At 34.4% G+C, this 23,083-nt stretch carries 14 protein-coding genes and 1 pseudogene; 5 read left to right on the plus strand and 10 right to left on the minus strand.

Features of this window, described 5'->3' with window-relative positions:
- Nucleotides 1-112: 112 nt before the first annotated feature.
- A complete protein-coding gene (locus P5P89_RS06050) occupies nucleotides 113-1,390 on the plus strand; it encodes a replication-associated recombination protein A (RefSeq protein ID WP_278011150.1) in 1,278 nt (425 codons plus the stop codon).
- A 13-nt stretch (nucleotides 1,391-1,403) separates the two neighbouring features.
- Here the strand turns inward: P5P89_RS06050 and P5P89_RS06055 are convergent, their stop codons facing one another.
- The 3 genes from P5P89_RS06055 to radC are packed head-to-tail and all read right to left on the minus strand — an operon-like array spanning nucleotide 1,404 to nucleotide 3,532.
- The gene (locus P5P89_RS06055) at nucleotides 1,404-2,150 is read right to left on the minus strand and encodes a hypothetical protein (RefSeq protein ID WP_278011151.1); all 747 of its coding nucleotides are present in this window, start codon (nucleotides 2,148-2,150) and stop codon (nucleotides 1,404-1,406) included.
- Nucleotides 2,151-2,152: 2 nt separating this feature from the next.
- Nucleotides 2,153-2,839 (minus strand): YjjG family noncanonical pyrimidine nucleotidase, encoded by a 687-nt coding sequence (locus tag P5P89_RS06060; RefSeq protein WP_278011152.1) that lies wholly within the window; start codon nucleotides 2,837-2,839, stop codon nucleotides 2,153-2,155.
- A gap of 3 nt (nucleotides 2,840-2,842) precedes the next feature.
- A complete protein-coding gene (gene radC, locus P5P89_RS06065; protein WP_278011153.1) occupies nucleotides 2,843-3,532 on the minus strand; it encodes a RadC family protein in 690 nt (229 codons plus the stop codon).
- Between the two features lie 256 nt (nucleotides 3,533-3,788).
- On the opposite strand from radC, the gene P5P89_RS06070 reads away from it, so the two are divergent.
- Nucleotides 3,789-4,418 carry a DUF1287 domain-containing protein gene (locus tag P5P89_RS06070; RefSeq protein WP_278011154.1) on the plus strand — a complete coding sequence of 210 codons (630 nt, stop codon included), beginning with the start codon at nucleotides 3,789-3,791 and terminating at the stop codon, nucleotides 4,416-4,418.
- A gap of 89 nt (nucleotides 4,419-4,507) precedes the next feature.
- On the opposite strand, the pseudogene P5P89_RS06075 reads toward P5P89_RS06070, so the two are convergent.
- Both P5P89_RS06075 and P5P89_RS06080 read right to left on the minus strand, forming a co-directional pair.
- Nucleotides 4,508-5,862, minus strand: a pseudogene (locus tag P5P89_RS06075) (UDP-N-acetylmuramate--L-alanine ligase).
- A gap of 65 nt (nucleotides 5,863-5,927) precedes the next feature.
- Nucleotides 5,928-6,617, minus strand: a complete 690-nt coding sequence (locus tag P5P89_RS06080) for a tetratricopeptide repeat protein (RefSeq protein WP_278011155.1) — start codon at nucleotides 6,615-6,617, stop codon at nucleotides 5,928-5,930.
- Nucleotides 6,618-6,748: 131 nt separating this feature from the next.
- On the opposite strand from P5P89_RS06080, the gene P5P89_RS06085 reads away from it, so the two are divergent.
- Entirely contained in the window at nucleotides 6,749-13,225 is a 6,477-nt protein-coding gene (locus tag P5P89_RS06085; protein ID WP_278011156.1) for an alpha-2-macroglobulin family protein, read from the plus strand.
- Nucleotides 13,226-13,308: 83 nt separating this feature from the next.
- On the opposite strand, the gene P5P89_RS06090 is transcribed toward P5P89_RS06085, so the two are convergent.
- The 5 genes from P5P89_RS06090 to hpt form a co-directional block, all read right to left on the minus strand.
- Nucleotides 13,309-15,453 (minus strand): S46 family peptidase, encoded by a 2,145-nt coding sequence (locus P5P89_RS06090; protein WP_278011990.1) that lies wholly within the window; start codon nucleotides 15,451-15,453, stop codon nucleotides 13,309-13,311.
- 178 nt (nucleotides 15,454-15,631) lie between these two features.
- The gene (gene obgE / locus P5P89_RS06095; RefSeq protein ID WP_269237539.1) at nucleotides 15,632-16,633 is read right to left on the minus strand and encodes a GTPase ObgE; all 1,002 of its coding nucleotides are present in this window, start codon (nucleotides 16,631-16,633) and stop codon (nucleotides 15,632-15,634) included.
- Nucleotides 16,634-16,740: 107 nt separating this feature from the next.
- A complete protein-coding gene (locus tag P5P89_RS06100; RefSeq protein WP_278011991.1) occupies nucleotides 16,741-17,964 on the minus strand; it encodes a hemolysin family protein in 1,224 nt (407 codons plus the stop codon).
- A gap of 143 nt (nucleotides 17,965-18,107) precedes the next feature.
- Nucleotides 18,108-18,680 (minus strand): adenylate kinase, encoded by a 573-nt coding sequence (locus P5P89_RS06105; RefSeq protein ID WP_269237541.1) that lies wholly within the window; start codon nucleotides 18,678-18,680, stop codon nucleotides 18,108-18,110.
- Nucleotides 18,681-18,752: 72 nt separating this feature from the next.
- Entirely contained in the window at nucleotides 18,753-19,283 is a 531-nt protein-coding gene (gene hpt / locus P5P89_RS06110; RefSeq protein WP_278011157.1) for a hypoxanthine phosphoribosyltransferase, read from the minus strand.
- Between the two features lie 184 nt (nucleotides 19,284-19,467).
- Between hpt and P5P89_RS06115 the strand changes: the two genes are divergently transcribed.
- Together P5P89_RS06115 and P5P89_RS06120 are read left to right on the plus strand one after the other, a co-directional pair.
- Nucleotides 19,468-20,745, plus strand: coding sequence for a PQQ-dependent sugar dehydrogenase (locus tag P5P89_RS06115; protein WP_278011158.1), 1,278 nt, complete (start codon nucleotides 19,468-19,470; stop codon nucleotides 20,743-20,745).
- A gap of 219 nt (nucleotides 20,746-20,964) precedes the next feature.
- Complete coding sequence (locus P5P89_RS06120; protein WP_278011159.1) at nucleotides 20,965-23,061, plus strand: TonB-dependent receptor; 2,097 nt, start codon at nucleotides 20,965-20,967, stop codon at nucleotides 23,059-23,061.
- Nucleotides 23,062-23,083 lie beyond the last annotated feature (22 nt).

Consider the following 23,083-nt stretch of genomic DNA (forward strand, 5'->3'; position numbering starts at 1 on the left):
GATGGAAACGGCATCCTTTTCCCTGCTTCTTTAACAGGGAAAAGATATAGTGGACAGCAGGAATTAGCTCCAAAAAAATGAGAAATAAAATTGAAACTCGTAATTTTACAAAATGGAAGCACCTTTAGCAGAACGCATTCGACCACAGCAATTAGAAGACTACATTAGTCAAAGTCATCTGGTTGGACCAAACGGATCTTTAACGCAACAAATTTCGAAAGGAATTATTCCTTCATTAATCTTCTGGGGACCACCTGGAACAGGAAAGACCACGCTGGCTCAAATTATTGCACAAGAATCCAAGCGCCCTTTTTATATACTAAGCGCAATTAATTCTGGTGTGAAAGATATTCGTGATGTAATTGAAAAAGCAAAACAAAGCGGTGGGCTATTCACAGCTAAAAATCCGATTTTGTTTATTGATGAGATTCATCGTTTTAGCAAATCACAGCAGGATTCCCTTTTGGCTGCTGTTGAAAAAGGATGGGTAACATTAATTGGAGCAACTACTGAGAACCCAAGTTTTGAGGTTATTCCCGCATTATTATCGCGCTGTCAGGTTTATATTTTAAATGCTTTTACAAAAACCGACCTTGAAGCCTTGTTGCATCGTGCCATGAAAACGGATACTGAATTGGCTGCCAAAAATATTATTCTAAAAGAAACCGAAGCGCTTTTAAGATTATCTGGTGGAGATGGACGAAAATTATTAAATATTTTTGAGCTGGTTGTTAATGCTTCTGCCAGCAATGAAATTATCATAACAAACGACAGGGTTTTCGAACTTGTGCAGCAAAATACGGTTTTGTACGACAAGACGGGAGAACAACACTATGACATTGTTTCTGCCTTTATAAAATCAATAAGAGGAAGCGATCCAAATGGCGCTGTTTATTGGCTCGCCCGAATGATCGAAGGCGGTGAAGATGTTAAATTTATTGCCCGAAGAATGCTGATTTTATCCAGTGAAGATATTGGAAATGCTAATCCTACTGCCTTTATAATGGCAAACAATACTTTTCAGGCGGTTTCGACTATCGGTTATCCTGAAAGTCGTATTATATTAAGCCAATGTGCGATTTATCTTGCTACATCGCCGAAAAGCAATGCTTCATATCTGGCTATTGGAAATGCCCAGCAATTAGTTAAACAGACCGGTGACCTGCCTGTTCCGATTCATTTACGCAATGCGCCGACAAAATTAATGAAAGAACTGGGTTATGGTGAAGATTACAAATACTCACATGATTATGCCAATAACTTTGCCGAGCAGGAATTTTTACCTGATGCTATAAAAGAAACGGTTCTTTATAATCCCGGGAGCAATTCAAGAGAGAACAGCAACCGAGAGTTTTTAAAGAACCGCTGGAAAGATAAATATGGTTATTAAACCAAATTATATTTTAGAATTTAACTGAAACTTTTTCAGAAATCAATTTGTCATTTTGATAATATTCAAAAAACCATTGATTGTCTTTTGCATTCAAGCTTCCCTGAATACCATCTTTTATGGCTATGAAAGAATCAGGGCGGGATGTTTTAAGCAGCTTCATAACCACTTTTGGCGTTTTATCAATTAACTGATACCCGTTTTCTGTTGGCTGTGCATAAAGTAAATTTGGATCTGAAACATCTGCAACAGGAGCAGAAACTGTAGTTACAGCTACAGCAGGAGCAGCAGTAACCGCTGCTGTTGATGCAACACCAGAAGCTGTTATTGCTGTTTTACCACTGTATTTGTAATGCAGGCCATATATAGAGAGGAAAGCCATATCGAGGGATTCCCTATATGCTACCTCATATTCTTTCTCTTTGCTTCTTCCTGTTTCAGATGTATAAACTACTTTCCCATAACAGTCTTTAAACTCTACAAAAAGTTTTGTTACGAGGAAAGCGTTATCTCTTTTTACATCTGCGTATAAAAGATCACATCTATTGAGTAATTCTGCCGGGAGCTGATCATTCTCATAAAAAGCCTGAAATCCTGCTTTTATTAAATTTGCCTTTGTCATAGTTGATAATCGATAAGGATTAATTCCTTTGGCAAAATCAAAATTTATTGGCACAATTACAGCTTTATAATCATTAATTGACTGTGAAAAACCAATGAATGAAGTGAATAGAATAAATACTAAAAATTTAATTTTCATAATTATAAATATTTTTTGAGTTCTAATAAATTATTTATTTGTTTTATATTTTCAGGAGCGGCAACCTTTTTATCATTAAAAAAAATAGCATCCAGGCCAGCATTTAAAGCACCATTAACATCAGCATCCAGGCAATCACCGATCATAATACAATTTTCTTTTGAAGCCTTTGCCAGCTTCACAGCATAATCAAAGATAATACTATTTGGCTTTTTTACACCAGCCAGGTCTGAATTTGTAATTGTATTAAAATAGCCTGAAATAGCAGCATTATTAATTTTTTTATCCTGAACTCCGGCAAAACCATTCGTTATAATATGCAGCTTATATTTTGGTTTCAGATAGTCCAAAATTTCAATTGCCCCTTCAAAAAGATAATTGTTATCTGTTAAAAATTCAATATAATCATTTGCAATCTGATTAATGTCTTCATCAGAAATAATAAAATCTAAAGCATCAAACGAGTACTTCAGTCTGTTATAACGTAATTCCTGATGTGTAATTTTGTCATTCTGATATAATTTCCAGCAAGCCTGATTTACAGGAATATACTTTTGAATAAAATCATGGCAATTGATTTCAGGAAATTTACTCTCAAAAATTCGATTAAAAGCTAATTCTGAATTTCTGTCAAAGTCCCAAAGTGTGTGGTCTAAATCAAAAAAGACATCGGTAATATTTTTACTCATAACTCATAAAATTCCTTCATCTGCAAAACTATAATATTTTGTTTCAGTTATGATAAGATGATCTAAAACTTTAACATCTAAACTATCCCCAGCCTGCTTTATTTTCCTGGTGATTTGCTTATCAGCATCACTAGGAATTAAACCTCCGGAAGGATGATTATGGCACAAAATTAAGCCTGTCGCTCCATTTTCTAAAGCCACTTTAAAGACTAAACGTACATCTACAATGGTTCCTGAAATACCACCTTTGCTCAATTGAGACTTTAAAATCACCTTATTGGAATTATTCAGAAAAAGCACCCAAAATTCTTCGTGTGGAAGTTCACCAATAATAGGCTGCATGATTTCAAAAACAATTTTACTGGAAGTAATTTTTGTTAATTCTACAGCATCCTCCACTCTTCGGCGTCTGCCCAATTCAAGAGCTGCAATAATTGCAATGGCCTTAGCCTCTCCTATTCCTTTAAAATTGGTTAGTTGCCCCAAAGACATTTTTCCTAGAGAATTCAAAGTATCTACACTAGCTAAAATCCTTTTACTCAAATCAACTGCCGACTCGTTTCGGCTTCCTGAACCAATTAAAATTGCAATTAATTCAGCATCGCTCAAAGCATTTTTGCCTTTCAGCATTAATTTTTCGCGTGGGCGGTCATCTTCTGACCAGTTTGTAATAGGGAAATGTACTGCTTCCATTGGCGTATATATTAAATATTATTTTTACTGGCGGATATCTCATAATAATGCCCTCAATATCTATCTTTAAATTCCTGTCTCTATTCTAAAAAAATAAAATTCAAGTTATTGCGTAAAGAATCAAGGCTGTTTTTCAATTGTTTTTCTAGAACCTATTTATAAGTAGTCGAAAAAATAAATTTGTTAAAAATAAGAAAAATCATTCATTAAAAGTCATTTGTTATTTTGATAATTCTTAATTTTAAAACAAAAAAGAATGAAAACTATCTCCATCGTTTTAATCCTATTTTGCTTTTTTTCTTGTAATCAAAAAGAAAACAATAGTTTAGCTTTCGGGAACACTAATAAAACTGCCGTAAAAACTTTTGAAGAAAAACTTTCAGAAGCAGCAATATCCATAATTGATCCTTCGATAGATTATGATCCGGCCTATTTCTCAATAACATATCCAAACGGAGATGTACCAGTAAATAAAGGTGTTTGCACAGATGTTATTATTCGTGCTTATCGAAAATTAGGTATTGATTTACAAAAAGAAGTTCATGAAGATATGATTGAAAATTTTTCTAAATATCCAAATTTAGAAAAATGGGGAATGACTAAACCAGATACGAATATCGATCATCGGAGAGTTCCTAATCTTGAAGTTTTTTTTGAAAGAAAAGGAACAAAATTACCTGTTTCTGAAAATGGCAAAGATTATAAAACGGGAGAAATCGTGACGTGGATAATCAATAACAAACTCCCACATATCGGAATTGTTACCAATAAAAAATCAGCTGATGGCAAACGAAACCTAATTGTTCATAATGTAGGAGGCGGACAGGTTTTGGAAGATTGTTTGTTTGAGTATAAAATTGTCGGACATTTTAAATACCAAAAGTAATTAGAAAATGTGTCAATTAGAAAATTGAAAGAAAAAAATGCCAACTGCATAGCAATTGGCATTATCTAATTTTCAAATTGACTAATTATCTAATTAATCAATCCTTTTACTTCATCAAAGTTTAATCCACCGTAGTTTCCTGAGCTCATTAATAATAAAGCAGAATTATCCAGATTTAAATTGAATAAATATTCTTTGAATTCAGTTGGATTGGTGTAAATAATCAAATCTTCTCTATTGAAAGAACTTGCGATCTGCTCATAAGTTACTTCTTCCAGTTGTTTAATTTTTACCGCATCCGGTGAGTAAAACACAACAGCAATATCAGCATACTCTAATGCACCCTCGTATTCTTTTAAAAATTCGGCATTTAAACTGCTATAGGTATGCAATTCTAAACAAGCTACCAAAGTTCTTTCCGGATATTGTTCTTTTACCGCTTTTGTAGTTGCAGCTACTTTACTTGGTGAATGCGCAAAATCTTTGTAAGCGACTTTTCCTTTTCCTTCTGCAATTTTTTCCAATCGTTTTGAGGCTCCTTTAAAACTTGCAATTGCTTCATAGAAATCGGCTTCATCAAGCCCCATGTTCTGGCAGATCCATTTGGCTCCGGCTAAATTATTCAGGTTGTGCGCGCCAAAGACTTCGATTGGCATATCGCCTTCCGGAGTTTCTAAAAGTGTCACGCCATCATTTACTGTATAATTTGGCGTGTGGTAAGGTAATTTTCGAATTGGATTTGTGGCTGCTTCAGAAACGCGTTTTACTTCAGAATCATTTTCGTTGTAAACCAAAATTCCACCATTTGTAATTTTAGAAATGAAAATTTCAAACTGTTCTACATAATTTTCATAGGTTGGAAAAACATTTATATGATCCCAGGCAATTCCGGAAATCAAAGCAATATTGGGCTGATATAAATGAAACTTAGGACGACGGTCAATTGGAGAAGATAAGTACTCATCTCCTTCCAAAACCATAAAATCATTTTCTTCTGTAAGATGCACCATCGTATCAAAGCCCTCCAGCTGTGCTCCTACCATATAATCCACTGCAATATTATGATAATGCATCACATGCAGGATCATTGAAGTAATGGTTGTTTTTCCATGAGATCCACCAATAACAACACGGGTTTTATTTTTTGATTGTTCGTATAAAAATTCCGGATAGGAATAAATTTTCAATCCTAGTTCCTGCGCTTTTAGCAATTCGGGATTATCTGCTTTTGCATGCATTCCTAAAATTACTGCTTCAATGTCTGAAGTAATTTTTTCCGGAAACCAACCCATTTCTACAGGAAGAATTCCTTTTTTTCCAGTCTTGATTTTGATGGTTCAAAAATAGCGTCATCACTTCCTGTAACCTGATATCCTTTATTATGTAATGCTAATGCTAAGTTGTGCATGGCACTTCCGCCAATGGCGATGAAATGTGTTTTCATTTAAAATTCTAATTTTTAAGTTCTAAATTCCAATTATTTTTAGGAATTCAGTATGTGATATTTGATTATTTTGAGTCAAATTTTCGTTTTAATTCCTGAGCTTTTTTAGGCTCTTTTAATTTGTTCAAATATAAATTATATAATTTTTGAAATGTAACTTTTGAATTGCCAATTTCATGTGCTTTTATATAATTTTTTTCTGCCGAATCGTATCTCTTGAAATACTCATCAATTCTTCCTTTGGACAAATATCCGTCGACAGGTGATAATTTTGTCAGCTCATTAGAATATTTCAGCGCTTTCGATTCGCTTCCTCCAACTATTCCGGGCAATTGCAAATACAGTTCTATTAATGCCCAGCGTGCTGGCAGATGTTTAGGATTTAAAACAATAGCTTTCTCAAATGAGGATTTAATGTCATCTACCATTCCAAAAGCCTTAAATTTATTCACTTCTAAGGCACGCATTCCAAGACAGCCCCCATATTTATAAAAATATTCAGCCTCAGTAGGCTTTAACTGTTTTAGTTTTTTATAGTATGATGCTGTTTTTTCCCAATGTTTTTCCTCTGCTGAAATATCGGCTAATCGCTCCAGAGTCTTAATATCATTTGGATAATATTTTAAGTTCTCTTCAAAAAGAGCTCCTGCTTCCTTATATTTTTTAGCATGAAATAACTTCTCCCCTTTTTCAAAATTGGATTGTGAACATAAAAGAAGTGGTGTCAAAACGAAAAAAATTATTAGCTGTCTCATTTATCAAAAATAACGAAATATAAAATGCATTATTTGCTTTTAGATATAAATTAGTAATTTGTACGAAAATTATTTTACTACTCTCCCAACCTTTTACCAAAAACCACTCTCTATATTAGTAAACTCACTTTATGAAAAAAATCATACTTGCTCTTTTGTTGCTGACTTCTACCCTATTTGCACAACAAACAGATAAAAAATGGAATAAAGTTATTGCCTTTGAAAACGAAGGCAAAGTTAAATCGGCCAGTGAAGTCGTGACACAAATTTACAAGAAAGCAGTTTCTGAAAAAGATGAAGTTCAAATGATCAAATGCTTTTTTTATCATTCCAAATATCTCCTTGTTGTGGATGAAAATGCCCAGACTAAAATCCTTAACAATCTTAAAACAGATATTAACCGTGTCTCGGTTCCGTCAAAGGCGATTTTGAATTTTATTTACGCAAAATGTCTGAATGATTATTATATGCGAAATGACTATAAAATCCGACAGCGAACCAACACGGCTTTCATTGATGAAGATTTTTTGACATGGACTGAAACCAATTTCAAAAATCAAATAGATTCAACATTAAAAAAGACTTTAGAAAATGAATCTGTTTTAACCAAAACTTATCTTGCAGAATATGAAATGATTTTTGATTTTTTTACATCTGAAAAAATCAAAAAAGAAACTTTGTTTGATTACTTGCTACGGGAAAACCTGACTTTTTACAAACAAAAAGTACGTCAATGGGAAGTTGTAAAAAGTGATTTCACGCCTTATACGAAACAACTATTAGGAAATTCAGGCGATTTTACTAAAATTAATTTTGACTTCGTTACCACTGAAAATTTGCATTATGTATTGGCACTATATCAAAAACAGGAGTCTTACAATCCTTCTAAGGACAATCAGCTGGACCGAATGCAATATGTAAAAAACACTTTACTTGAATCAGACGAGGCCTTTCTTCCTTCATTAAATACGCTTCAAAAAGAAGCAAAAGACACTATTTTAGTTCAAAAAATTCGATTAGAAAAAGCGCTTTATTATTCCAAAAACGCATCAAAAGAAACTCATCCTGATTATAACTTAAAATCTGTTTCTTTATTAGACAGTATTATTTCCGTAAAAAACAGATCCGATGCTTACAAATTAGCCATACACCACAAAGACAATTTGCTGTCTAAATCATTAAATATTCAGCTTCAGAAATACATTTACTCAGATGAAAATACAAGAGCATACATTAAATACAAAAACGTAACACAGGTAAAAGTTTCTTTCTATAAAATTAGTCAGAAACAGCTTTGGAATTATACTAATTTATATGCTAAAAGAGATAGTCTTACGACAGCATTTCTTCAAAAAAAGCCTGTAGCTGCAGAAAGTTTTTCTATTATAAATAAAAATGATTTCTTTGAATATACTACAGAAGTACATTTACCAATATTAAAAACAGGCTCTTATTTTGTTCATTTCGAAAGTGATTCAGAGAAAAAAGACGAGAAAGCTTTTGCTTACGAAACTATTACCGTTTCAAATCTGGCTGTTTTAGCTTCACAGAATGTATCAGGAGAAACTTTTCAGGTTGTAGACAGAAAGACTGGAAAACCATTAGAAAACGTACGTATAAAATCGAAAGATTTTAATTTAAAAACCAATAAAAACGGCATAGCAAATTATAATCGAAAAAAAGACAATTATTACCACAATGAAATTGAATTATCTACTGTAAACGATTCTATTTCAATTAGAAAAAACTATCTCCAATATTTCGATTCTTATTCGGCGAATAGCAATTATGACACTAAACTAAAAGCGAAAATAAATTTTTATTTAGACAGGGCTATTTACCGTCCGGGACAAACAGTTTTTTATAAGGGAATCGCAGTTCATAAAAAGAAAAACGAAACTTCTGTTGTGCAAAATACATCATTCAAAATAATTATTCGGGATGCAAATGACAATGAATTCAAAGAATTTGATGTTGTTACAAACGAATTTGGTTCTTTTTCAGGAGAATTTGTCCTGCCAAAAAACGGGTTAACAGGCAACTTTAGAATCGAGGCCGAAGAACCTAAAAACTATGAGAATGATATTAATTATGATAAAGAAGAAGATGAACATCCTTTTTGGGACCATGTTGATTTAGAAAATTCTCAAATTGATTTCCGGGTTGAAGAATACAAACGACCTAAATTCGAAGTTACTTTTGAACCTAAAAAAGAAACTTTTCAGGTCAATCAGACCATTAAAGTAAAAGGAAACGCCAAAGCTTTTGCCGGAAGCAACATTTCTGATGCTGTTGTAAAATATACTGTCACAAGATTTACGAGCTATTTCAGGTATTTTTACAACCAGCAAGATCAAACTGAAACCCTTGCTACCGGCGAAACCAGAACGGATGCTTCCGGAAAATTCAGTGTTGATTTCACGGCAATTCCGTCAAAAAACGGTAAAAAAGAACAATTACCTGTTTTTAATTATCGAATAAACATTAGCGTAACAGACATTAACGGCGAAACCCATGATGCTGAAACCATTGTAAAAGTGGGATATCACGATCTGGCTCTTGGAGCCACGCTTCCTGATAAAATTGAAACGAAAAATAAAAACGAAATTTCACTAACAAGTACCAATTTAAACGGTGAATTCAAAGCGATAAAAGGTGAAATCAAAATTTATTATACAACTCCTTTTTCTGATAAATTCAAACCGAGAGTCTGGCCGGTTCCGGATTTTGAAAACATTCCCAAAGAAGATTTCAAAAGATTTTTTCCTTATGAAGTAAGCGGAAAAACAACTGATGATGTAACTCCGACTTTAGTTTATTCTAAAAAAATTGATACTGAAAAAGACAAAAAAGTTCTGTTAGATTTTATTTCGAATTACAAATCAGGCAATTATAAAGTAGTCTTTTCAGCAAAAGACAGTTTTGAAAATGACATAGAATCGGAAGACTATTTTCAAATTACACAAAGCAAAGACAAATACAATACGAGTACTTTATTTACTATTAAACAGCTCAATGAAGACCCGAAAAAAGATGGCTTTGTTTCCTTAAAAATAACTTCGGAGATTCCTGAACTTTATATTGCTGTTACAGGAAGCTATAACAGTAAAGTGTTTTTTGAGAAAACCTCACATTTAGAAAACAATGAAGACATTATTATGATTCCATTGAAAAAAGAGTTTGAAAATTATCTTAAAATTGGTTTTCAGAGTGTTTTTGAAAATGCAACTTTTAATGATGATTTAGATGTAATGCTGAAAAAACAAGAAGCTTCAAAATTGGAATTTAGTGTTGAAACTTTTAGAAACAAACTGCAACCCGGAATTAGTGAAAACTGGTCGTTCAAATTAAAATCAGCCAATACCACCAATGAAGCAGAAGTTTTGGCTTCGATGTACGACAGTTCACTGGATCAGTTTGCAACAAGAAACTGGAATGGACTTGGTTTTTATGATTACTCTTATAATGGAAATAATATTAAATCAAGTTTAGGATTTGATAAAACCTCCAGTTATCTACAAAATTTAAACATCCCCAAAAAAGGGGTTGTGCTAAATAACGAAACCATAAAACTGATTTGGTTTGGGTTTGATTTTAATAACACCAATAATTCCCTTTACGTACAAAGAGAATATCAAAAGCAGCTTAACAGAAAAGCAAAAAAACCGCTAAATGCCAAAATGATTTCGGGAAACATCACTGATAAAGCAAACTTACCGTTACCAGGAGTTTCTGTGACTGTAAAAGGAACACAAAGAAGTACAGCTACAGATTTTGACGGTTATTACGAAATTGAAGCTGCTGAAAAGGAAGAGCTTGTTTTTAGCATGATAGGTTTTAAAAGTAAAACCGTTATAATCAAAAACTCAAAAACCATCGATGTGGTTTTAGATGATGACGAAAATAGTTTAAAAGAAGTCGTTGTTGTGGGTTATGGAACACAGAAAAAATCTATGTTAACCGGAGCTGTGACAACCATTAAATCAGAAAACATAGAAGAGGATAACACTGTATATAGTATTAGTGAAGCTTTAGAGGGAAGAGTAGCCGGAATTCAAATTAGAGGAGCAGGAAGTATTGATAGTGGTTCTGCCCCAATATACGTTGTTGATGGTGTAATTATGAATGATATCAAAAACATAAATCCGGCAGATATTGCCTCTATGGATGTTTTGAAAGATGCCAGCGCCACAGCAATTTACGGAAGCAGAGCTGCAAACGGCGTCATCATTCTTACGACCAAAAAAGCATTTGAAGAATTGACTCAGGTAAAAGCCAGAAAAAATCTGTCCGAAACAGCATTCTTTTTACCAAATTTAAAAACAGATTCTAAAGGAAAAGTGAGTTTCAACTTTACTTCACCGGAAGCTCTGACTGCTTGGAAACTTCGTTTATTGGCACATAATAAAGATGCGGTTTCCGGTTATTTAGAGAAAAACGTCATTACACAAAAAGAGTTGATGGTTTTACCTAATTTCCCACGTTTTTTTAGGGAAAAAGATACAATCGTTATTAGTGCAAAAATTTCGAACATTACAGCTGAAGCCAAAACCGGAATCTCAGTTTTACAATTCTTTGACGCCACTACCATGCAGCCCATTGATGCCAAAATGCTGAATGCTGACAATATAAAAAACTTTACAATTCCTGCCTACGGAAATACAACGGTAAACTGGAAAATTACAATTCCGGAAGGATTGCAAGGAGTTCAATATAAAATTTTGGCAAAATCGGGTAATTTCTCTGATGGCGAAGAAAACATACTTCCGGTTTTAACCAACAATATGCTGGTTACAGAAAGTATTCCGATTTGGGTTCGTGAGAATTCTACAAAAGAATATACGTTTGAGAATTTAAAAAATAATACCTCAACAACCTTAAGAAACCATCAGTTTACTTTAGAATACACCTCAAATCCAACATGGATTGCGATTCAGTCATTACCTTATTTGATGGAATATGAACACGAATGTGCCGAACAGACTTTTGCCCGTTTTTATGCGAATGCCCTGGCGTCTGAAGTTATTTCGAGTAATCCTAAAATTGCTACTGTTTTTGAAGACTGGAGAAAGAACGGAAAACTGAATTCTAAATTGGAAGAAAACGAAGAATTAAAATCGATTATTCTGGCTGAAACGCCATGGCTGAAAGATGCCCAGAGCGAAGAAGAAAAGAAAAAAAATCTGGCTCTTTTGTTTGATTTGGAAAAGATGAAAACTTCGCAGGAAGCAACTTTTCAAAAATTAAAACAAAAACAAAAAGCTTCAGGAGGATTTTCGTGGTTTGACGGGAGCGATGAAAACGAATATATTACCAGACATATTTTGGCAGGTTTGGGGCATTTGTCTAAATTGAGCAAAGGCAATACTTCACAAATTGATGAAATTTCAAAAACCGGAATTCCATATATAGATTCTAAATTTCTGGAATATTATAAGGCCAGAACCAAAAATCTAAAAAAAGCCGATAAAATAATCTGGATCAATCCGCATTTTGACTTGCATTATCTGTATGCCAGAAGTTTTTATCTGGAGAAATATCCGCTTTATGACACATTAAAAAAAGCGTCAAAATTATATCTGGAAACAGCCAAAAATAATTGGCTTTCTTATTCTCTTTACGAAAAAGGAATGACCGCTTTAACCCTAAATCGTTATGGAGAAAAAGAGGCTGCCAAAACCATTTTAGAAAGTTTAAAAGAAACTTCTTCCAACAATGAAGATTGGGGAATGTACTGGATTGCCAATAAACCAGGCTGGTATTGGTATCAGGCACCAATAGAAACTCAGGCTTTATTAATTGAAGCTTTCGCCGAAGTGACAAACGACACCAAATCCGTTGATGCGATGAAGGTCTGGCTGCTAAAAAACAAACAAACCAAAAACTGGCCAACGACAAAATCTACCACAGAAGCAGTTTATGCGTTATTGATGGAGGGAAATGACTGGCTCAGTGTAAAAGACAACACAGTTATAAAACTCGGAGATGAAAAAATAATGACCAAAAAACTAGCAGAAAATGAAAAAGAAGCTGCAACGGGTTATATCAAAATGAACTGGAAAGCAGATGAAGTGAAAAAAGAAATGGCTTCAATAAGCATCGAAAACAAATCAAAAGTTCCAGGATTTGGCGGGGTTTACTGGCAGTATTTTGAGGATCTGGATAAAATCAAAACCAATTCGGGAGCTGTTTTATCAGTTGTAAAAGAATTATATCTTAAAAAGAGTACTTTAAAAGGAAACGAATTAGAAAAAATAACGTCTAAAAATCCATTAAAAACCGGAGATTTGGTAACGGTAAGATTAATTATTTCGGCTAAAGAAGACACAGAATATGTACACTTGAAAGACATGAGAGCTTCCTGTTTTGAACCAGTAAATGTACTTTCAGAATATAAATACAACGATGGTCTGGGCTATTATATGAGTACAAAAGATGCTGCATCTCATTTCTTCTTTGATCAAATAAATAAAGGAACTTATGTCATAGAATACGACATTCGTGTGAATAACAGCGGCGAATTCTCAAACGGGATTACCACTATAGAAAGTATGTATGCTCCGGAATTTACGAGTCATACAAAAGGGATTCGGATTAAGGTAAACTGAAATTCCAAATTCCAAAAAAAGATCAACAAAAAACCCGACAAGTTTCAGAACCTGTCGGGTTTAATTTTATAAATAAATTGAGATTATTTTGCAATAGTCAATTCGTCAATAATATTTTTGGCTCCGGCATATTTGTCGATAATCCAAAGTACATAACGAATATCTACGTTGATTGTTCTTTGTAATTTAGAGTCAAAAATTACGTCCCCTGCCATCGCTTCGATGTTTCCGTCAAAAGCGATTCCGATTAACTCTCCTTTTCCGTTAAGAACCGGAGAACCAGAGTTCCCTCCTGTAATGTCGTTATCCGTTAAGAAGTTTACCGGCATGTATCCAGCTTTATCAGCATATTGCCCAAAATCTTTTGCTTTGTTCAATTCTAATAAACGGGCTGGCAAATCAAATTCCTGGTCTCCTGCTTTATACTTTTTCACCATACTTTCCATGGTTGTATAATTGTTGATTTTAGCATCATTACGAGGATCTGCAGGTAAAGCACGAACTTTTCCGTAAGTTAATCTTAAAGTTGAGTTTGCATCCGGATATTTAATTGCATTCAGTTTTGATTCTCTTAAACCTTCTACCAATAAACGGTAAGCAGTCGCAAAACCATCATCCGCTTTTGCCTGATCATCTGATTTAGTACGGTATTTTGTCAACAAATCAGTAGAGATTATATATAATGGATCTATTGGAAGCGCAGCCGGTTTTGGACTTGCTAAATATTCTAAAACTTTCTCTTTAGATGCAAAAAAACTTGTTTCAGTTGCTTTTGCTATGTCAGCAGTAAAATCACCGTTATTAGCTGCTTTCATTTTAGCAATTTGTGGTGCTAAACCATATTCGGCCGCTTTAGAAGCATATAAATTTAACTGTGCAGTTAATACATCTTTTTCTAACGGAGCATAAAATTCGCCATAAATATCCTCAACCATTGCGTTGATTTTTGGCAGCATTTCTGCTTTTTTGGCATCATTTTCTTTAGAGTACGCAATTAATGCATTTCCTAGATTTGCAGGTGCTGTAGCAAGAGCTGAAGTACGTAAAAGCTGGATCAAATAATTATCGTGAGTCGCTTTTAAATTCGTTTCTCTATAATAATCATTGATTGTCGGAATTACATTTTCGTACTTTTCCTTATTCGCAGGCTTACTCGCCCAATCGTAGAATTTATCTTCCTGTGCTGTCTTTACATCTACAGTTCCTGCTTTTGTTAAGGCATCTATCATTCCCTGACGGTTTTTCCAGTAGTTGGCTGTCGAAGCATATTTTGAAGCATACTGTAAACGAACAGTGGCATCTTTATCCATATACTTTTTCATTACATCCATTCCGGTTTTAGCACCTTCAACCCACGCAGGATAAGCATATTTTATATTTTGTTCGATTCCTCCAGCCGGCATCCAGCGGTTTGTTCTTCCCGGATACCCTAAAATCATAGCGAAATCATTTTCTTTTACACCTTTAATGCTTACAGGGAGATAATGTTTTGGTTGCAGAGGCACATTATCTTTAGAATATTCTGCAGGATTTCCGTCTTTGTCAGCATACACTCTGAACATAGAGAAATCACCCGTTTGACGTGGCCATTCCCAGTTGTCAGTGTCTCCACCAAATTTACCCACGCTTTCAGGAGGCGTACCTACTAAACGAACATCTTTATAATCCTGATAAACGAAATAGTAATATTCATTTCCCTGGAAGAAAGGACGAACAGAAACCGTATACTTTCCGCCTTCGTTATTTTCTTTTTCGATCAAAGCAATTTCCTGCTGAATGATTTTGTTTCTTTCGGTTTCTGTCATTGTAGCATTTACTTTTGACAAAATTCTTTTAGAAACATCATCCATACGCACGAAGAAACGAACGTATAACGATTTTGGTTTCATTTCGGCACTTTTTTCTTTTGCCCAAAAACCGTCTTTAAGATAATTTTGTTCAGCAGTTGAAAGTTCAGCAATGGCATCGTAACCACAGTGGTGATTGGTCAATACCAAACCATTTTTAGAAACGATTTCAGCAGTACAACCTCCGTTAAACTGCACAATGGCATCTTTTAAACTGTGATGGTTAATGCTGTAGATTTCTTCAGCAGTTAGCTGCAGACCCATTTTCTGCATGTCTCTATGGTTCAATCTTTCGATGAACATTAAGAACCACATACCTTCGTCGGCTCTTACTGGAAATGCCATTAGGCACATCGTTAAAAATAAGACTATTCTTTTCATCATAATATTTGAATTAGTCTTGCGAAGATAATTCATTTCACAATCATAACAGTCAATTTACATTTAAAATGAAATTTAAGAATCCTATTTTATTGTTATTTTGCGAATTTAATATTCTTAAAAACAAAAAAAAGGTGTTCTGAAAAACAAAACACCTTTATAATAAATCTTTATTTTTTTACTCGTTAAGCATCTTCCAAAGTTTATCTTTCAAATCTGTCAAACCTTGTTGAGCAACAGAAGAGATAAACATATACGGAACATCTTTAAACGAAACGTCTAACTCTGCTTTCAATTCAGCTTTAAGCTCATCATCCAGCATATCGCATTTTGAAATTACCAAAAGACGTTCTTTGTCCAGCATTTCAGGATTGTATTTTGTTAATTCATTTACCAGAATATCATATTCTGCTTTGATATCCGGTGTATCAACCGGAACTAAAAACAGTAAAGTAGAATTACGCTCGATATGACGCAGGAAATAATGACCTAACCCTTTTCCTTCTGCAGCTCCTTCAATGATTCCAGGAATATCTGCGATCACAAAAGACTGAAAATCCCTGTAGGCAACAATTCCAAGATTTGGCTTCAACGTCGTAAACGGATAATCGGCAATTTTTGGTTTTGCCGAAGTCAATACAGATAATAAAGTCGATTTTCCAGCATTGGGAAAACCAACTAAACCAACATCTGCCAAAACTTTAAGTTCCAGAATTACATCCATTTCTACACCCAACAATCCAGGTTGTGCATAGCGAGGCGTTTGGTTGGTAGAACTTCTAAAATGCCAGTTTCCTAAACCTCCTTTTCCTCCTCTTGCCAGAATCTGTTTTTCTCCGTCTTCTGTAATTTCAAAAAGTGTTTCACCAGTTTCTTTATCTTTTACAACAGTTCCCAGCGGCACTTCAATAATTTTATCCTCTCCATCTGCACCAGTACTTCGATCTCCTCCTCCGTCTCCACCGTGTCCAGCTTTGATATGACGGGCAAATTTTAAATGAAATAGTGTCCAAAGACCTTTATTTCCCACTAAATATACGTGTCCTCCACGTCCTCCATCACCTCCGTCCGGGCCTCCTTTTTCAATAAATTTCTCCCTATGTAAATGCGTAGATCCCTTTCCTCCTTTTCCGGAAGAAACGTATATCTTAACATAATCTACAAAATTTCCTTCTGTCATTGTTTTTGTTTATGTATAGTTTCAGGTTTCAGGTTTCAGGTTTCAGGTTATCCAGTATACTAACCTAAAAAAACTCGAAACATTTTAAACTTGAAACAAAATTCTCTCTACTCTTTTAATGCTTTCACAAGCACTTTATCAATCTTTACGCCGTCCATATCGACAACTTCTAAGACAAATTTTTGCCAAATTAATTTTTCTCCTTCTTTTGGAATATGTGAAAGTTCGGTCATAATCATTCCGCTTACGGTGTTTACTTCGTAATCGTTTGTTAATTCGTCTAACTCAAAATACGTTAAGAAATCGTGTAACGAATAATGTCCATCAACCAGCCATGATCCGTCTTCTCTTTCTATTAATTGAAATTCATCTTTATAAAAATCTGACGCATCACCTACCAAAGCTTCCAAAATATCGTTTAAGGTAATCATGCCCTGAAAAACACCATATTCATCAGAAACCAAGGCATAATGAACACCTGTTTTTTTGAAATTTTCCAACGCTTTGTAAGCCGTTGTCTGCTCCATCAGATAAGGTGCCTCAGATGTTATGGATGCAAGGTCAAAATTATCTTTTTCGATATTGGCAAAAATATTTTTTAAGGTTACAACTCCCACAATGTCATCATAATTATCCTTGTAAACCGGATAAACGGCATGTAAATCATGCAAAACCAGTTCTTTAATTTTAGCTTTATCGTCTTTTAAAGGTAGCATGTCTACCGATTTTCGATGCGTCATGAGAGAGCTTACTTTACGGTCTCCAATGTGAAAAACACGTTCCACAATATCCTGCTCTATTTCCTGTACTTCGCCTACTTCTGTTCCTTCTTTGATAATTGCTTTGATTTCTTCCTCAGTAACTTTTCCGTCAGCAGTTGGTTTTATCTGAAAAACATTCAGTAAAAAATCTGTTGAAGAGGTAAGCAACCAGATAAACGGTGCCGTGATAATCGAAATCACTTTCATTGGCATGGCTACCATTTTGGCAATAGATTCAGGATAATTTAAGCCAATTCGTTTTGGTAGTAATTCGCCTAAAACTAGTGAAAAGAAAGTTAAAACAACAACCACAATCCCAACTGCTACAGAATTAGCATACGGTTTTAGAATTTCAAATCCGCTAACAAAAACCTGAACATCGGTTGTAATTTTATCACCACTGTAAATACCCGTCAAAATTCCGATCAGTGTAATTCCGATTTGTACTGTTGATAAAAATTTGTTTGGTGAATTGGCTAAATCAAGTGCTGTTTTAGCGCTTTTATTTCCTTTTTTTGCAGCAGTTTCAAGTCTGTTTTTTCTTGCTGAAATCAATGCGATCTCTGACATCGAGAAAACTCCGTTTAATAGTATCAGAAAAAATATTATTAGTATTTCCATTTTTAAGTTAAAAGTTAAAAGTCAAAAGTTAAATGTTTTGAGTATTTCAAATTTCCTCCTAACATTTAACTTTTAACTTCAAAACAGATTTATTACAAATTATCTATAACTGACGTTAATCTTTCTGTAATTTCTTCAATTGTCCCTATGCCATTTACAGCATGAAATTTATTCTGCTCTTTGTAATATCCAATTAACGGAGCAGTTTTTTCGTTATATTCCTGATATCTCACACGAATTTTTTCTTCGTCCTGATCGTCTACTCTTCCGCTTGTTTTACCTCTTTCAAGCAAACGTGCTACCAAAATTTCGTCATCAGCTTCTAAAGCGATAGTAGCTGTAACTTCTGAACCAATTGTTGGCAAAAATTTATCTAACGCTTCAGCCTGATTGATTGTTCTTGGATATCCGTCGAATAAAAATCCTGCTGTATCAGGATGTTTTTTTACTTCATCAATTAACATTTCGGTAGTTAATTCGCAAGGAACCAACTCTCCATTGTCCATAAAAACCCTTGCTTTTTTACCTAGTTCTGTATCATTTTTTAAATTGAAACGAAAAATATCTCCTGTTGAAAGGTGTGTCAAATTGTATTTTTCTTTTAAAAATTCTGCCTGAGTTCCTTTTCCTGCTCCCGGCTTTCCAAATAAAACGATGTTAATCATAATGAAAGTAATTGTTGTGACTCCTTATTTTTAAGAAGTTTAAAATGAATATATAGTTGTGTTTGTTTAAAATTATTCTGCTAACTTATAGATTTCGGGTAAATTTCTTCCCAGACCATCGTAGTCCAGACCGTAGCCTACAATGAATTTGTTTGGAATCCTGATTCCGACATAATCTATTTTGATATCTTTTTTATAAGCTTCCGGTTTAAAGAACAAAGTTGCAATTTTAAAATGCTTTACATTTTGCTCCTTAAACTTTTGTTTTAATTCTTCGATTGTGTTTCCCGTGTCAATAATATCTTCGATTATGACAACTGTTCTTCCTGAAAGATCCTGATTGATTCCGATTAATTCTTTAACCGAATTGGTACTTTCTGTTCCTTCATACGATGCCATTTTAATGAATGAAACTTCGCAGGGACTTTTATATTTTTTCAGAAAATCAGCCACAACCATAAAAGCACCGTTCAGAACACCAACAAAAATGGGCGTATCATCTCCAAAATCATCTTCTACCTGCGCCACTATTTTAGATAAAGCAAAATCAATTTCTTTAGCCGAAATAAACGGAACAAATTGTTTATCGTGAAGTTGTATCATTATTTTTGTTCTTTAAAATAATGGACAAAGATACAGAATTACTACCAAAGTGTAAGTATCAAAATTTTATAGCACTAGTACTTTTTTAAAAATGTTAAATATCAGTTAATATTTACAACCGGTTTGGAGTAACTCTTTCATAATCATTAAATTGTTGTTTGACAAATATTTAATCAAAATCACCATGAAAATTACCATACAATTATTATCTGTATCCTTATTAACTGCAATAACAGCCTGCAACGGGCAGGTAAAAAAAGAAGAAAAAGAAGCTCTGGCCAAACAGCCTGCCAATGTTGTAAAAACGGCTATAGGAAATATTACACTTCCTCCTCCCTACGCAACAGAATCTAAATCTAAAAACAGTAAAGTTATAGGCTGGCCAGAGGGGAAAACACCAAAAGCACCGGAAGGATTTACGGTTACAAAATTTGCTGACGGATTGGAGAACCCTCGTTGGTCTTACATCGGTCCAAATAATGATATTTTTGTTGTTGAAAGCGGCACAAGAGCAAGCAAAAACCAAATTATAGTCTTACGTGACAAAGATAAAGACGGTGTTTTTGAAACCCGCGAAGTCTTTTTGAAAGACCTCAACAGACCTCTTGGAATGCTTATTCTGAAAGACTTTTTTTATGTTGCCAATACCGACGGGCTTTACCGTTATCCTTACAAAAATGCTCCATTGAAATTAGAAACCCAGGGAGTCAAAATTGTTGAACTTCCGGCTGGCGGATACAACAATCACTGGACCAGAAGTCTGCTTGCCAATCCTGAAGGAACAAAAATTTATATTGGCGTGGGTTCAGGAAGCAATGTGGGGGAAAACGGAATGGATAAAGAAATTCGACGCGCAGCCATTTTAGAAATCAATCCTGACGGAACCGGAGAAAAAATTTATGCTGAAGGTCTTAGAAACCCAATGGGAATGGACTGGAATCCTGCTAATAAAAAAGAACTCTGGACTGCAGTTAATGAGCGCGATGAGCTGGGCGATGATTTGGTTCCGGATTATATTACAAGTGTAAAAAGAGGAGGTTTTTACGGATGGCCCTATTCTTATTTTGGAAACATTCCTGATCCGAGATTAAAAGGCGAGCGAAAAGACTTAGTCGATAAAGCAATTGTTCCTGATGTTCCGGTTGGTGCACATACTGCCTCTTTGGGATTGGCTTTTTATACAAAAAATGCTTTTCCGGCGAAATATAAAAACGGTGCTTTTGTAGGTCAGCACGGTTCATGGAATCGTTCTGTAATTTCCGGTTATAAGGTGTTGTTTGTTCCTTTTAAGGACGGAAAACCATCCGGAAAACCCGAAGATTTTTTAACTGGCTTTATTTCTGACGCTGATAAAGCCGAAGTTTACGGACGTCCGGTTGCAGTAACCGTTATGAATGATGGATCACTTTTGGTGAATGATGACAGCGGGAATACGATTTGGAAGGTTACTGCTAATAAATAAAAATTAAATTCCAATTTTTTTAAATTCCAAATTCCAAACTTTACGTTAATTATTTAAACACATAGAGGCACTGTATTCTGGAAGCTAAAAAATGCGTTTCACTTATTTTAAAAATACATAGCTATGTGTCTTTTTGCTAGTGAAACACCTTTATAGACAATCCAAAACTATGTTTCTATGTGTTTAAAATTTAAGACCTAAAACTAAAATTATTTCTTTATGCTCTTAAAAAAATATTTCTTTTTTCTTCTGTCAATAATGATTTTCCAAAACATATTTGCTCAAGAAGAAAAAGGCAAATCTATTACTACTGTTAAACCGGAAAAACTGGAAGAAGTTATTATCAGTTCCTTACATATTAATGACAGCCTGCAAAATGCGCCGGCCTCTATTGGCATTTTATCCAAAAAAGAGCTGATACAAAATAATGCTACTGATATCACAAATGTTGTCAACACCATTCCGGGCGTTTTTATGCAGTCTTCCAATTTTACCACAACCCGAATTTCGATTCGAGGAATTGGAGCGCGAACGCCTTATGGAACCAATAAAATCAGGGCTTTTTACGGCAGTATTCCGCTGACTTCAGGAAACAGCGAAACGGTGATTGATGATATTGATTTAGAAAACCTGAACCAGATTGAGATTATTAAAGGACCGCTTTCTAGTATCTACGGAGCAGGGTTAGGCGGAGCGATTTTGATCTCACCGCAGCTTTCAAAAAATAATGACCAAACGGCCACTGTAAGTTCTGTATTTGGTTCTTTTGGATTATTGAAAAACAGTTTGAATTATAGTCTGAATGAAAAAAAATCAAGTATAAATTTAAGTTATCATAATCTGAAATCTGATGGCTGGCGTGAAAACAGTTCTTATAAGCGTGAAGGAATTACCGTTGCCGGAGAATTATTTAGAAATAAAAACAGCAAACTGAGTTATTTTTCGAATTACACCTATTTAAAAGCATATATTCCGAGTTCGATTAATAAAACAACTTTCGAAAATAATCCGCAGGCCGGAGCACCAACCTGGGTTGCTTCAAAAGGATTTAAAGAATACAAATCGACTTTGGCAGGACTGGCTTATGATTTCAAAATCAATGATTATCTGAATAATTCCACTTCTGTTTTTATCAATTATAAAGACAGCAACGAACCACGTCCTTTTGATGTTTTGCGTCAATACACTTTTGCAGCCGGAGCGAGAACTCAGTTTTCCGGAGCTTTCAAAATTGGAAAACTGAAAAATCAATTTATTTTCGGAATGGAATATTTTACCGATAAGTACAACGGAAATACTTTTGAAAATCTATACAAACAGAACAACGAGCAAGGCAGTTTGCAAGGAAATCAATTGACTGAAACCGATCAGAAGAGGCATTTTTATAATATTTTTTCGCAAATCAGATCGCTGCTTTCTGAAAAATTTGAGTTTCAATTTGGTTTAAATTACAATGAAACGAATTTTGAACTGACTAACTTTCTTCCTCAAAAAACGGCAAATGAAAAATACAGTTATGATGGAATTTTTTCGCCACAGCTTTCTTTATTATTCAAACCAAATCAACAGCAAACACTATATTTTTCAGCAAGCCGTGGATTTTCCCTTCCTGCGACAGAAGAAACACTGACAAGTGAAGGAAAAATCAACACCAACATTAAACCTGAAAACGGCTACAATTTTGAAGTTGGAGGAAAATTTTACTTTTTCAGTAAAAACCTTTATACCGAATTTGCAGTATATCGAATGGAAATTAAAGATTTACTGGTTGCTAAAAGAATTGGCGATGATCAATATGAAGGTGTAAATGCCGGAAAAACATTGCATGAAGGAGTCGAAATTACGTTGAAGCACAATTGGCAAATCAATTCCTTCTTAAACCTGAACTCATACATTGGCGGTTCTGTTGGAAAATATGAGTTTAAAGAATTTGTGGATAACGGAAACAATTATTCCGGAAATAAACTGACCGGAGTTCCATCCGATAAAATCAATGCCGGCCTGATTTTCAATACCCGTTTAGGAATTTATCTGAATGCAGACTATCAATTTGTTGATGAAATTCCGATGAACGATTCGAACACTGCTTTTTCAGATTCTTATAGTATTGTAAATTTAAAAACTGGTTATCGTTTTGAAATTCTGCCTAATCTAAATACCAATTTAGCTTTTGGAATCAATAATGTGACCAATGAAAAATATGCTTCTTTAATTTTACCAAATGCACTTCCGGTCGGGACTTCATCTCCGAGATATTATTATCCCGGACTTCCTGTAAATTACTACGGAACTGTATCCTTAAATTATTTATTTTAGTGGCTGAATCATTAAACTATAA

The organism is Flavobacterium gyeonganense (assembly GCF_029625295.1).
Classification (GTDB): Bacteria; Bacteroidota; Bacteroidia; order Flavobacteriales; family Flavobacteriaceae; genus Flavobacterium; species Flavobacterium gyeonganense.

Bases quoted from the DNA above. Each gene is read 5' to 3' on its own strand.
- P5P89_RS06050 (WP_278011150.1), top strand. From the start codon at position 113: ATGGAAGCACCTTTAGCAGAACGCATTCGACCACAGCAATTAGAAGAC.
- P5P89_RS06055 (WP_278011151.1), bottom strand. From the start codon at position 2,150: ATGAAAATTAAATTTTTAGTATTTATTCTATTCACTTCATTCATTGGT.
- P5P89_RS06115 (WP_278011158.1), top strand. From the start codon at position 19,468: ATGAAAATTACCATACAATTATTATCTGTATCCTTATTAACTGCAATA.
- P5P89_RS06060 (WP_278011152.1), bottom strand. From the start codon at position 2,839: ATGAGTAAAAATATTACCGATGTCTTTTTTGATTTAGACCACACACTT.
- P5P89_RS06105 (WP_269237541.1), bottom strand. From the start codon at position 18,680: ATGATTAACATCGTTTTATTTGGAAAGCCGGGAGCAGGAAAAGGAACT.
- radC (WP_278011153.1), bottom strand. From the start codon at position 3,532: ATGGAAGCAGTACATTTCCCTATTACAAACTGGTCAGAAGATGACCGC.
- P5P89_RS06085 (WP_278011156.1), top strand. From the start codon at position 6,749: ATGAAAAAAATCATACTTGCTCTTTTGTTGCTGACTTCTACCCTATTT.
- obgE (WP_269237539.1), bottom strand. From the start codon at position 16,633: ATGACAGAAGGAAATTTTGTAGATTATGTTAAGATATACGTTTCTTCC.
- hpt (WP_278011157.1), bottom strand. From the start codon at position 19,283: ATGATACAACTTCACGATAAACAATTTGTTCCGTTTATTTCGGCTAAA.
- P5P89_RS06120 (WP_278011159.1), top strand. From the start codon at position 20,965: ATGCTCTTAAAAAAATATTTCTTTTTTCTTCTGTCAATAATGATTTTC.
- P5P89_RS06100 (WP_278011991.1), bottom strand. From the start codon at position 17,964: ATGTCAGAGATCGCATTGATTTCAGCAAGAAAAAACAGACTTGAAACT.
- P5P89_RS06080 (WP_278011155.1), bottom strand. From the start codon at position 6,617: ATGAGACAGCTAATAATTTTTTTCGTTTTGACACCACTTCTTTTATGT.
- P5P89_RS06070 (WP_278011154.1), top strand. From the start codon at position 3,789: ATGAAAACTATCTCCATCGTTTTAATCCTATTTTGCTTTTTTTCTTGT.
- P5P89_RS06090 (WP_278011990.1), bottom strand. From the start codon at position 15,453: ATGAAAAGAATAGTCTTATTTTTAACGATGTGCCTAATGGCATTTCCA.